This is a genomic window from Flavobacterium sp. (genome assembly GCF_039595935.1).
Classification (GTDB): Bacteria; Bacteroidota; Bacteroidia; order Flavobacteriales; family Flavobacteriaceae; genus Flavobacterium.
This window is the reverse complement of sequence record NZ_JBCNKR010000004.1, coordinates 1,249,577-1,263,128: the sequence shown is the minus strand read 5'-3', so window position 1 is coordinate 1,263,128 and position 13,552 is coordinate 1,249,577. Positions and strand designations below refer to the sequence as shown.

General features: G+C 34.0%; 9 protein-coding genes. 5 read left to right on the top strand and 4 right to left on the bottom strand.

What is annotated here, in order from left to right:
* Positions 1-222 precede the first annotated feature (222 nt).
* The gene (locus tag ABDW27_RS05450) at positions 223-510 is read left to right on the top strand and encodes a hypothetical protein (RefSeq protein ID WP_343694945.1); all 288 of its coding nucleotides are present in this window, start codon (positions 223-225) and stop codon (positions 508-510) included.
* Positions 511-711: 201 nt separating this feature from the next.
* Here ABDW27_RS05450 and purL read toward each other — a convergent pair whose 3' ends face one another.
* From purL to ABDW27_RS05430, 4 genes are all read right to left on the bottom strand, one after another.
* On the bottom strand, positions 712-4,365 hold the full coding sequence (gene purL, locus ABDW27_RS05445) for a phosphoribosylformylglycinamidine synthase (RefSeq protein WP_343694944.1): 3,654 nt from the start codon (positions 4,363-4,365) through the stop codon (positions 712-714).
* A gap of 323 nt (positions 4,366-4,688) precedes the next feature.
* Entirely contained in the window at positions 4,689-6,527 is a 1,839-nt protein-coding gene (locus ABDW27_RS05440) for an endonuclease (protein ID WP_343694943.1), read from the bottom strand.
* A 185-nt stretch (positions 6,528-6,712) separates the two neighbouring features.
* A complete protein-coding gene (locus ABDW27_RS05435) occupies positions 6,713-7,312 on the bottom strand; it encodes a hypothetical protein (protein WP_343694942.1) in 600 nt (199 codons plus the stop codon).
* A 100-nt stretch (positions 7,313-7,412) separates the two neighbouring features.
* Positions 7,413-8,921: a hypothetical protein gene (locus tag ABDW27_RS05430; protein WP_343694941.1), complete on the bottom strand. Its 1,509-nt coding sequence runs from the start codon at positions 8,919-8,921 to the stop codon at positions 7,413-7,415.
* Between the two features lie 246 nt (positions 8,922-9,167).
* On the opposite strand from ABDW27_RS05430, the gene ABDW27_RS05425 reads away from it, so the two are divergent.
* From ABDW27_RS05425 to bshB1, 4 genes are all read left to right on the top strand, one after another.
* Positions 9,168-9,596 carry a PaaI family thioesterase gene (locus tag ABDW27_RS05425; RefSeq protein WP_343694940.1) on the top strand — a complete coding sequence of 143 codons (429 nt, stop codon included), beginning with the start codon at positions 9,168-9,170 and terminating at the stop codon, positions 9,594-9,596.
* 33 nt (positions 9,597-9,629) lie between these two features.
* Positions 9,630-11,690, top strand: coding sequence for a M48 family metallopeptidase (locus ABDW27_RS05420; RefSeq protein ID WP_343694939.1), 2,061 nt, complete (start codon positions 9,630-9,632; stop codon positions 11,688-11,690).
* Entirely contained in the window at positions 11,683-12,747 is a 1,065-nt protein-coding gene (locus ABDW27_RS05415; protein ID WP_343694938.1) for a chorismate-binding protein, read from the top strand. Before ABDW27_RS05420 ends, ABDW27_RS05415 begins: the two co-directional genes overlap by 8 nt.
* 88 nt (positions 12,748-12,835) lie before the next feature.
* A complete protein-coding gene (gene bshB1, locus ABDW27_RS05410) occupies positions 12,836-13,552 on the top strand; it encodes a bacillithiol biosynthesis deacetylase BshB1 (protein ID WP_343694937.1) in 717 nt (238 codons plus the stop codon).

Sequence of the window (13,552 nt, the reverse complement as noted above, 5' to 3'; positions counted from 1 at the left end):
ATTTATCTCCATAAATGAAGCTATAAAAACCACCTTAAGATATCATTAAACTAGTCTTACGTATACATTAGAGTCTGGTTAAGAAGAAAAAATGGGGATTTTTCCCCTTTCAAAAACAGTAGTTTACCTTGTATCTTTACTTTAGGCTTGTTCTATTTTTACGCGGATTTAAATGCGGAAGCCGAAAAGCAAAAGAGTAGGTACTAACTAAATTTTAACATCATGGAAACTGCCTTCTATTTAGCAATGGGCTGGTGCGGAACCAAATACCCAGGCTGGTGGAAACGTTTTTGGAAAAGTCCGTCGCCACCGCCGCCGGATCCGGAACCCTGGTGGACAATTGTATTAATAGGAATTGGGCTGGTTGCGGGGGCTGCCGGTGGACTATTCTTTAGTAATGCAATTGTTGAAAACCAATTTTTTGCAGGCCAAAATGCAGTTGCTTCGGGGTTATTTGCTTTTGGAACTGCCAATATTGTAACCGGGATCGCATCGGCATTTAAAGACTGAAAATAAAAATGCTTCGGCTTAGGGATAGCGTCGGGGCATTTTTTTTTATGTTTTAGCCACTAATTATTATTTTTAAAAATAGCCACAGATTAAAGGATTAAAATAATTTTAAAAACTTAAAAAAATCTGTGATAATCCCTTTAATCTGTGGCAAAAAAAAAACGCCCGATAAATTCGGGCGCTTCTTCTGAAATATATTTCTTAGTTTTTCTCAATCCATTTTCTGGCATTAACAAAAGCTTCGTGCCAAGGCGAAACCTCGTCATTTCTATCTTTTGGATAATGCGCCCAGTTCCATTGGAAAGTCGAACGCTCAATGTGAGGCATCATAACCAAATGTCTTCCAGTTTTGTCACACATCATAGCCGTGTTGTAATCAGAACCATTTGGGTTTGCAGGATATCCTTCGTAAGCATATTTAGAAACAATGTTGTATTGATCTTCAGAGTAAGGCAATTTGAATTTACCTTCTCCGTGAGAAACCCAAACTCCTAAAGTGCTTCCTGCTAAAGTCGATAACATGACTGAGTTATTTTCCTGAACTTTCACAGAAGTAAAGATACTTTCGTGTTTCTGGCTTTCGTTATGAAGCATTTTTCCGTGAACTTCGTGTTCTGGATTAATAACTTCCAATTCCATAAACAACTGGCAACCGTTACAGATTCCAACAGAAAGAGTATCTTCTCTTTTAAAGAAATTATCTAAAGCTGTTTTTGCTTTTTCGTTGTACAAGAAAGCTCCAGCCCAACCTTTAGCAGAACCTAAAACGTCTGAGTTAGAGAATCCTCCAACAGCTCCGATAAATTGAATGTCTTCAAGAGTTTCACGGCCAGAAATTAAATCCGTCATGTGAACGTCTTTTACGTCAAAACCTGCCAAGTACATAGCATTTGCCATTTCACGCTCAGAATTACTTCCTTTTTCACGGATAATGGCTGCTTTTGGTCTCGGTTTAGACTTGTCGATTTCTGGTTTCTTTCCTGTAAAATGTGCAGGGAAAGTATAATTTAAAACCTGATTTTTATAGTTTTCAAAACGCGCCTGAGCTCTTCCGTTTTTAGATTGTTTTTGATCTAATAAATAAGAAGTTTCGAACCAAACATCTCTATAAGCTTTTATGTCTAAAGTCCAAGGTCCAAGGTCTAAAGTCTCAGTAGTTGTCGCTTTTCCTAATTTGAAAAATTCGATGTTGTTTGCATTTAATTTAGCTTCAACAGCAGCATCAGATTTTGCCTGGAATACGATTCCGATGTTTTCTGCGAAAAGGATTTTCAATAAGTCTTTTTCCGCGAAAGCGCTGAAATCAATTTTAGCTCCTAAATTCACATCAGCAAAACACAATTCTAATAAAGTAGTAATTAAACCACCGCTTCCGATATCGTGACCTGCTAAAATTTGGCTTTCGCCGATTAATTCCTGAACTGTATTAAATGCGTTTTTAAAGAAAGCCGAATCTTTAATTGTAGAAGTTTCGTTTCCAATTGTATTTCTGATTTGTGCAAAAGACGAACCTCCAAGTTTGAAATCATCTTGAGACAAATTGATATAATAGATTGAATCTCCGTTTTTCTGTAAAACAGGTTCAACTACTTTTCTAATATCTGTACAGTTTCCAGCCGCTGAAATAATAACCGTTCCCGGCGCAATTACTTCATCATTTGGATATTTTTGTTTCATTGAAAGTGAATCTTTTCCTGTCGGAATATTGATTCCCAATTCTATAGCAAAATCTGAACATCCTTGTACAGCATCGTATAAACGCGCGTCTTCACCTTCGTTTTTACAAGCCCACATCCAGTTTGCAGATAATGAAATACCTTTTAACTGATCTTTAATTGGAGCCCAAATAATGTTTGATAACGATTCTGCAATAGCATTTCTACTACCTGCAACAGGATCAATCAAAGCCGCAATAGGAGCGTGCCCAATAGAAGTGGCAATACCTTCTTTTCCTAAATAATCCAGAGCCATAACTCCAACATTATTCAAAGGTAATTGTAACGGACCTGCATTTTGTTGTTTGGCAACTTTTCCTCCAACACAACGGTCAACTTTATTTGTTAACCAGTCTTTTGAAGCAACTGCTTCTAAACGTAAAACGTCTTTTAAGTAACTTTCGAAGTCATTTGCAGAATAAGCAACATCAGCATATTTTCTGTCGATTGTTTTGTCTGTCATAACCGTTTTTGGAGAACTTCCGAAGAAATCTTCTAAAGCATAATCCATCGGTTTTGAACCATTTGATTGCGATTGGAAAGTAAAACGGTGATCTCCCGTTACATCTCCAACCTGATACATTGGAGAACGCTCTCTGTCAGCAATTCTCTGTAAAGTATCGATATCTTTTTGACCAATAACCAATCCCATTCTTTCTTGAGATTCGTTACCAATAATTTCTTTTGCAGAAAGAGTAGGGTCGCCAACTGGTAATTTATCTAAATCGATCAAACCTCCAGTTTCTTCAACCAATTCAGAAAGACAGTTTAAGTGTCCACCCGCTCCGTGATCGTGAATAGAAACGATTGGATTGTTGTCGCTTTCTACTAAACCACGAATCGCGTTAGCAGCACGTTTTTGCATTTCAGGATTTGAACGCTGAATCGCATTTAACTCAATTCCTGAACCAAAAGCTCCTGTATCTGCAGAAGAAACCGCAGCACCACCCATTCCGATTCTATAGTTTTCACCTCCAAGAATAACAATTTTATCGCCTTCTTTTGGTTTGTGTTTGATAGATTGATTTAATTTTCCGTAACCAATTCCACCCGCTTGCATGATTACTTTATCGTAGCCAATTTTTCTGTTTTCTTCTTCATGTTCGAAAGTTAAAACAGAACCTGTAATAAGCGGCTGACCGAATTTATTTCCAAAATCAGAAGCTCCGTTTGAAGCTTTGATTAAGATATCCATTGGCGTTTGGTACAACCATTTTCTTTCTTCAACAGCATTTTCCCATTTTCTGTCTTCTTTCAAACGAGAGTAAGAAGTCATGTAAACAGCAGTTCCGGCTAATGGCAACGATCCTTGTCCTCCGGCTAAACGGTCACGAATTTCTCCTCCAGAACCTGTTGCAGCTCCGTTGAAAGGCTCAACTGTTGTTGGAAAATTGTGTGTTTCGGCTTTTAAAGAGATAACTGAATCAAATTCTTTTATTTCGTAAAAATCAGGTTTGTCTGCCGATTTTGGTGCAAATTGCTGCACTTTTGGTCCTTTTACAAAAGCAACGTTGTCTTTGTATGCAGACACAATATCGTTAGGGTTTTCCTGAGATGTTTTCTTGATTAATTTGAAAAGAGAAGTTTCTTTTTCTTCTCCGTCGATCACAAATGTTCCGTTGAAGATTTTGTGACGACAGTGCTCTGAGTTTGCCTGAGAGAAAGCAAAAATCTCTGAATCAGTAAGTTTTCTTCCTAATTTAGTCGAAAGATTGTTTAAGTAATCAACTTCTTCTTCGCTTAAGGCTAAACCTTCTACTTTGTTGTAAGCTGCGATATCATCAATTTCCAAAATTGGTTCAGGCTGAATATTGATCGTGAAGATTTCCTGATCTAATTCGTTGAATTTTTGAAAAAGCATCGGATCGAAATCATTGAAATCTGCCGTTGCTGGGTGGAATTCTTCAATTCTGATGATTCCTGAAATACCCATGTTCTGAGTAATTTCTACCGCATTTGTACTCCATGGCGTGATCATAGTGGCACGTGGACCAACAAAAAAATCCGTCAGTGCGGATTTTTCGATCTTATGCGAGTCGGCAAAAAGCCAGTTTAATTTTGAAATGTCTTGAGCTGAAAGTTCGTTTTGCGTTTGTACTGCAAAAACTGTTTTGCTTTGGTTTTCAAAGAAATGGATCATTGTGATGTGTAGTTTGTTGTATTGAGTTGCAAATTTAATGTAAATAAATAGCAAGCGCAAATTTGACAACAAACTCTTTTAAAAAAAATGAACTTGCTCTGAAATTAGACTAAAAATTAAGAATTTATCCGTTTTTTATTGAGGTGCTAAGTTACTAAGATGCTAAGGATCTAAGGTTTTTTTATGTACTGAGTTTTTTTGTTTCACGCAGATTCAGCAGATTGTGCAGATTTAATGGGTTTAGAGTTATTAATAAATCTGTGTCAATATTTATTAAGTTTTCTTAATCTGCAATATCTGCCGAATCTGCGTGAAAAAAATATTTAGTTGATGATTATTTTCTTGATAATCACTTCTGAGTCTTTAATGATTTTAACAGCATAAATTCCACTAGAAAGATGACTTACTGAAATTACAGAATCTGTTGTGTTTTGTTTTTCGAAAACTTTCTGTCCTGAAAAAGAAAGAATTTCTATAGAATATGGAGATTCCGGATTGTCTAAAACAATATTGAAAATTCCGTCAGAAGGATTTGGGAAAACCACAATTTCATCTGAAAGTTCCACAACTTCTTCTGCAGGTTTAACCATTTTGCTAGCTAAATTATTGCAGGTATCCTGAGAGTACGAATCCCATTGAGCACTTAAATTAAAAGTTGTACTTGGAGAAGTAACAGTCGATTTTCTTCTTAAAGTTACATCAATGGCAAAATTGGCAGTTCCGCCATTAAAAGTTCCGATGATGTCTATTAAAACGCCATTCTTGAATAAACCTACAGCGTCATTTCCGTTAAAAGTCAATTCAGTTGCCGTTGTTGAAATGTTCGCAGAACTTGGAGAAAAACAGCTTGAAGAAATAGAACTGTTTACAATTACAAATTTGCTTCCGGTTGCTAAAGTTCCGCTCAAAGCCAAACCGGTACTCCACGAACCAGAACCATTAGTTTGTTTTTTAATGGTGTAAGCCGATAAACTAACAGAACTTCCTGTGTTGTTGGCAATTTCTAAAGCTTTGTTGTTTCCAGAACCTTCAATGTATTCAGAGAAAAGCAAATCGGTTGCAGTTCCGCCTGAGCTGTTTGTTGTAACCGAAATTGTATTGCTTGAAGATGAAGTATTTCCGGCAGCATCTTTTGCTTTTACATAAATAGAATAAGCTGTGGAAGCTGTTAAACCTGTAATGGTTGCTGTTGTGCCAGAAACAGTTGTTTTTAAAACACTATTTGCATAAACATCATAACCTGTAACGGCTACATTGTCTGTAGATGCTGTCCACGAAAGTGAAATTGAAGTCGAAGTTTTTGAAGTCGAAGCCAAACTTGTTGGAGCAGTTGGTGCCTGAGTATCTCCAGAAGGAGTTCCGCCCCAAATTTGATTTACATATTCAGGATGATCGATAAACGGATTCCGATTGTTTTGACGAGCATAAATGGCATTATTTCTGGCAATTTCTCTCGCGCTTACAGGATCTTGTGCATGCCAGGCTAAAAGCACATTTAAAAAAGCGGTTGTAAAAACCTGGTTGCTTGAACCATTAAACATAGCATAAGAATATCCGGCAACTGTATTTTCATATCGCGTTGCAAAATAAAAATACATTCTGGCAATATCGCCTTTAAAAGCATTGATTGGTTCAAAAACAGTTCCAGAGTATCCAGAAACAGAACTTGATCCTAATTTGCTTCCGTTTTGAGAAGTATAAGTTGCAGTACTAACAGTTCCGTGTGGATAGTTGGAACGCATTCCGTTTACTTTTCCGTCAGTTGGCGTAATAAAATGCGCATCAGCAACCATTGGTGACTGTTCGTTAAAAACCGATTGTGGAATAATGTGTTCTCTGTTGTAGCAATCACCTTCTGCAGAATAATTTCCGCATCTTTGCGTACTTCCTGTGCTGTAATTGTAAGGATCTGTTCCTGATGGATTTTCAGAATACATGTCTAAAACTGTTCCGTCATTTTCATAAAAATTATCAACGTCAGAAGTTTGGTATGTGGTGTATAAACCAGCATATCCATTATCAGTATGACCTTTAATAATATTATACAATTGAGTTTTTAAAGTGTAACCCGTTCCGGTTGCAGTATTGTAATAACCGGATGGAATTTGGGCAATGCCAATTGCAGAAAACAACAATAACAGTAAAAAGTAGTTTTTTTTCATAAAAATAGGGGTTTTAGGTTTGGTTGAAATACTTTTTAAAAATCTGATTTTTAGAATTTTAAATAAGTATTGTAGCAAATCTATTACTTTTATGAATACGAAACGTTAAGCGATGTTTATTTTTAGGTATATTTTCTTACTACCGATATTTAGTGCCTAATGGCACTGATTTTTATACAGAATAACTATTTTCTAACTGACTTTTGTATAGAAATTAATTTCTTAAGTGCTTTTTTATACTCTTTATCAAAGTTTTTGCCGTGATCGTCTTTTATCTTAACATTATAATCAAAAATCCGATTCTTTTTAAGTCCATAAAATAGCAGCCAATCTTCTCCGGATGAAATGTAACTTTCAATAATATTATATTTTGAATTGTATCTTGGATTTTTGATTTCGTCAAAATCAATTACACGTTTGAAATTATTTGCTTTAGGATTGTACAAATAAAGGTTGTAAGTCCAGTTACTTCTAACATCCGAAATGTTTTGAATTAAAATATCCTTGAAATTATCGTTGTTATAATCTATGAATCTTATTTCCTGGACAAGGCTAAAAATAGAATCTTTTACTAAAACTGAATTTTTTCCATTTAGTTTTTGACTGATAATAAGGATTGAGTTTTTTTCACCATCATATCCATCTTTTTCAGTTTCAAAATTTATAAGTTTTATTGTAATTCCTTTGTCTTTATAAATAGAATCGCACTTAATAGTTTTTGTGCTCTGAGCAAATGTAAAAATACAAGTTACAAGAAAAATGATGGTTAAAAAACTTCTTTTCATTAGATAATATTGAATTTTTAAACATTGAGACTTCTTAGATTTGCTGACAAAATTCACGCAAAACTTAAATTTCTTATATCACTTATATGGTTTAAAAATTTTACTTTGGAAAATCTTTACTTTGATAAGCGCCCAAATCAGGAGGTGAAGTTCTGGTAATTCCTAAAATATCAAGCGGAATGATATATGCCTGATTCCCTTTCGCGAAAGCGGAAGAAGTTTTATCAATATTCAATTGATTTTTAGAAACGTTATAAAACTTCGGATTTTCATTTAAAATGATGTTGTTATAATGTTCCGTATCAGTTTTAAATTGATAATCAGCATTTGATGTGTTGCCAAATTTCAACAGACAATTATTTAACTGGTAAACAAAGGCGGCACTTGTATTTTTTTGTAAATTAAATTCATTCGTGCTGGAGCCGTAAATAATACAATTATTGAAAGTAGCCTGTGTTAAAGGATTTGTTTCCGGAGTTGCTCCTGCCAGACTATTACTTAAATTAACCGCAAAATGTGAACTGTTTTGCCAATTATTGTTGAAAGTACAATGTGTAAAACTGTAACTTCCGCCATATACGCAAGATAAACCCGAAATCCCGGCATAATTAATCACGATATTTTCCCCATTGATATGAGCATTTTGAGCCAGAATTCCGTATTCGACGCAATTGTAAATTTGTGTGTTTTTAATTTGAATGGTATTTAGCGGATTTTTAAAATCTAAACCAACAACGGCATTTTTTAATGTTAAGTGATTGATCGAGTGATTCGTACTTCCATTTGCAAAAATTACTGATTTCCATTGTCCGGGAATATCAGAATAAAGAGATTCCAAACGATCGCCTTCAAAAATAACTTCTTTTTCAAGTTTTTCGGTTGTTGAAATATCCCCATTAATTTCAAGAGTAGCTTTATCTCCAACATATAAACCAGAATTAGCATGAAAATGAACTCGCGCTCCAGCTTCAAAAGTTACTGTTTTATTTTCCGGAACTCCGGCATAGCCGTAAATAACATACGGTTTTTGTTTGGTAAAAATCAATTCATTTCCGTTTTCGGGATCATTTTCGTCAAGATAAAATCCGTCAACGTCTTTACCGTCAATTTGGATTTTTTCTTTCGTTCCGTCGGCATTTTGTTTTGGATAAAGAAAAACAGCATCCTGAATCAAGGTTACCAGTGCAACTTCCTGAAGATTAGCGCCGCTGTCAAACTGAATTTCATCGGTATATAAAAAATCTGTCGGGTCAGCATCAGTAATATCAGCAGTAGTTTCTATGAAAATATACAAACTATCTTTTGCTAAAAGCGTAACGTCTTTAAATATTTTTCCGTTAGTGCCGGTCATTCCGTCAACCGTCATTCTGTATTTTGAGTTTAATCCTTTTTTAAGCTGAATAATCGGAATCGAAATATCGTTTTTACTTCGGTTATAAACTTTTAACTGATAGGTACTTGAACCGATATTTTTAAAAACGGTATCCAGATAAACAGTATCTTTTGAAAACTTTAAATCTCCGGTACTGGCAACGGTATCAAAATCAGTTCGGCAGGAACTAAAAGCCAGAATTATTCCGAAAATAAAAAGTACAAAGTATTTACGCATTTGAATATGTTTATTTTTTTTTGCCACAGATTAAAAGGATTAAAAAGATTTTCTGCGCAAAGCAAAAAAAATAATCTGTGAAAATCTGTGTAATCTGTGGCTCAAAAAAGCCAAAGATTAATTTTGTTTCTTTTTGTAAAAATAGCAAAAAACTTACATGTTTGAAGTTGAATTTTAATTTTAGAATATGATTTTAGATTTGTATCTCATCTTTTCTTTAATTTTACGATTTTAAAGTCTATTTTAATGAACTATACAAAAGAACAAATTATAGCATACTGCAATGAGTTTTCTAAAAACACGTTGATGGAAACGCTAAAAATTGAATATATCGACGCCGGAGAAGATTTTTTAACGGCAAAAATGCCAGTAAATCCAAGTGTTCACCAGCCAATGGGACTGCTTCACGGAGGCGCTTCGGTAGCGTTGGCAGAAAGTGTAGGAAGTGCGGCTTCTCATTTTTTTATAAATCCAAAAGAACAGGAAGTCCGCGGAATCGAAATCTCGGCAAATCATCTAAAAAGTATTCGCGATGGTGTGGTTTTTGGTACAGCCAGAATTATTCACAAAGGAAGAAGTCTGCATTTATGGGAAATTAAAATTACGGATGAAGCCGAAAATTTGATTTCGCTTTGTAAGCTTACCAATATTGTTTTAGACAAAAAGAAAATTTAAAAAATCCTGCATAATCAAATCTTCTAAAATTTAATGACCCAAAATTACAAAGCCCCGATTTCTTCTACTTTCAAAAAAATGACCACAAAAGCGATTCTTTCTGTTTTGTTCTTTTTATTAGTTTACATTCTCCTAATCCTTTGCGCAATAGGTATTACGGCCTTAGCGGTTGTGGGAGGAATAGCTATTATAGCTATAAAACCAATGTTTGTAACCATTATGATTGGAGCAGGATTATTGTGCATGGGATTACTTGTTTTGGTTTTTCTTTTCAAATTCATGTTTGTAAAACATAAGGTAGACCGCTCTCATTTAATCGAAATTACTCGTGCAGAAGAACCAAAATTATTTGCTTTTATAGATGAAATTGTAAACAAAGTTCAAACAGATTTTCCTAAAAAAGTGTATTTATCATCTGATGTAAATGCTTGTGTTTTTTATGATTCTACTTTTTGGAGTATGTTTCTGCCTATCAAAAAAAATCTGCAGATTGGGGTTGGACTTGTAAATTCAGTTTCAGAAATTGAGCTTAAAGCTATTTTGGCACACGAATTTGGACATTTTTCTCAAAAAAGTATGAAAGTAGGAAGTTATGTTTACAATGTAAATCAAATTATTCATAACATGCTTTACGATAATGATTCGTATAATTCTATTGCCCAAAGCTGGGGAAGTGTTAATGGATATTTTGCCTTTTTTACTATGGTTGCCGTTAAAATTGTAATTGGAATCCAGTGGGTTTTGCAGCAGGTTTATAATGTTGTAAATATTAGTTACCGCGCTTTATCGAGGCAAATGGAATTTCATGCTGATGCAGTTGCGGCCAGCGTTACAGGATCAAGACCTTTAATTACATCGTTATTAAGATTAGATCTTGCAGATCATTCTTTTAATACAGTTTTAGATTATTACGGAAAGAAAATTCCAGATTCAATCGCAACAGAAAACTTATATCAGCAGCAGTCATTTGTAATGAATTTTATTGCCACAAACAGCAATTTACATGTTGAAAATGATTTACCTCAATTAACTCCGGATTTTTTAAACAGATTTAATAAATCAAAACTGGTTATCGAAAATAAATGGGAAACTCACCCAAGTACCGAAGATCGAATTAAAGAATTAGAAAGGTTAAATCTGGATGTAACAAACGATAGTAAAGCACTGGCGATTGGATTGTTTCAGGATGGATTTGCATTGCAAAGTAAATTTACCAATAAACTCTTTTCGTCAATAAAATATTCTAACGCAGTTGTTTTTCATAAAAACGAAGATTTTATTAATGAATATGAAAAAGATTTTTTCACGAATTCATTTAATGAGATTTTCAATAAATATTACGATAACAAAAATCCTGAAGTTTTTGATATAGATTTATTAGGAAAAGAATCTTCAAATAAAGATCTTGAAGAATTATTCAGCAATTCGGCTGTAGATTTGGTTTACAATTCTATTTCATTAGAAAATGATGTCAATGCATTAAAACAAATTGCAGGCGGGAATTTTAAAATAAAATCATTTTCGTACGACGGACATAAAATGTCTTCTAAAGATGCTCAGGAATTAGTAAACGAACTAGAACTGGATTTGAAGAAAATTAAAGAAGACGTTCTTGAAAACGACAAACAAATTTATTCTTACTTTTTAGCTTTAGCAGATAAACAAGATAAAGGCGAAGAATTAAAACAGCATTATAATGACCTTTTTCAGTTAGATAAAAGCTACGATGAAAAAATCGGTTTTTATATTAATATGATGAATGCCTCTGAATTTATCTACAGAACCTGCACAGTAGATGTTATTGAACAAAATATGCGTTTGCTTAAAATTGAAGAAGATAAATTTAAGGATCAAATAGAAAAAATACTGGAAGATAATATTTATAGAAAAGCTATAACAATCGAAATGAGAGTTGCTTTTAATAAATATTTATCTGAAGACTGGAAATATTTTAATGTAAATGAATATCTGGAAGAAGTATTAAAATTACTTTCAGAATCTTTGAATAATTATCAGACTGTTATATCAAAAACATTCTTTCAAACTAAAAAAGAGCTTTTAGAATATGAAGCTCAACTTTTAAATCATGAATAATTTTTTTTCAAAAATAAAACAACATTACAATCAAAATTTACCTTTTGTAATATATTCTAAACCCAATACATCAAGTGTTTTTGGGCTTTTGCAGCAAAATGACACTTTATATAAAATTACTGATTACAGCGAAAAAGGATTTGTTTTTGCCTCTTTTGATGAAAAACAACTTGTTTTAATTCCTGAAAGCGAATCGGAAATTATTACGGCTGAAAAAGAAATTACAGCATTTGAATCAACAGAAATTGATGATTTGAATTTTGATGCTGAAGCTAAAAAGCAATATGAAAATTTAGTTTCAAAAGGAATTGAAGCCATTAAAAATGAAGAATTCAAAAAAGTAGTTTTATCCCGAAGCGAAAAAGTAAATTTATCTGAATTTGATTTTTCTGAAACGTTTCAGCATTTGGTTCAATTATATCCAACTACTTTTTGTTATTGCTTTTTTCATCCTAAAATTGGATTTTGGATGGGAGCAACGCCAGAGCAGCTTTTAAAAGCAAACGGAAATGTTTTTGAAACTACAGCTTTGGCCGGAACGCAAAAAGCCAATCTGGAAACTGAAATTCGCTGGGAACAAAAAGAAAAAGACGAACAGCAATACGTAACTGATTTTATTGTAAAACGTTTACGTGAAGTTGCCAATTCAGTTGTGGTTACAGAACCATATAGCTTAAAAGCCGGATCGATCTGGCATATAAAAACGGATATTTCGGGAGTTTTAAATGAAAATTCGACTTTAGAAGAAGTTATCGATACACTGCATCCAACGCCTGCCGTTTGCGGACTGCCAAAGAAAAAAGCAAAAGCATTTATTATTGAAAATGAAAATTACGACAGAACTTTTTATACGGGTTTTCTGGGCGAATTAAACAGCAGTTTTGCCGGCAGTAAAACTAGTTCTGATTTATTTGTAAATTTGCGCAACATGCAAATTCAGGATAAAACAGCAATTTTATACATGGGCTGCGGTATTACAAAAGAAAGTGTTCCTGAAAAAGAGTGGGAGGAAAGCGTCAATAAATCAATGACGATGAAAAGAGTTTTGAAAAAATAGTTTATAAATTGTTTCAGGTTTCAGGTTTCAAGTTTCACGTTCTGTTGACAACTTGAAACCTGAAACTTGAAACTTGAAACAAAAAATAATGAAATTAGACATATTAGCCTTTGGCGCACATCCTGATGATGTAGAATTAGGTTGTGCCGGGACAATTTTAAAAGAAGTTTCCTTAGGGAAAAAAGTAGGGATTGTGGATTTAACACGCGGCGAACTAGGAACGCGTGGAACTGCTGAAACGAGAGATCAGGAAGCAAAAGACGCTGCAAAGATTTTAGGCGTTCCTGTACGTGAAAATTTAGGGCTTCGTGATGGTTTTTTTGTAAACGATGAAAAGCACCAGTTAGAAGTCATAAAAATGATTAGAAAGTACAAACCTGAAATTGTATTGTGTAATGCAATTGACGATCGTCATATTGATCACGGAAAAGGAAGTAAATTAGTTTCTGATGCTTGTTTTTTATCTGGTTTGATGAAAATCGAAACTTCGATCGACGGAGAGAAACAAGAAGCCTGGAGACCAAAAGTAGTTTATCACTATATTCAGTGGAAAAATATTACTCCAGACTTTGTAGTGGATATTACAGGTTTTGAAGAAAAGAAAATTGAAGCTATTATGGCATACAAAACGCAATTTTATGATCCGAATTCAAAAGAGCCTGCAACACCAATTACGAGTAAAAACTTTTTTGAGAGCCTAAATTATCGTGCGCAGGACTTAGGAAGACTAGTTGGAAGAGATTTTGCAGAAGGTTTTACTGTTGAAAGGTGTTTGGCAGTCAATAGCTTAGAAAATTTGTTGTAA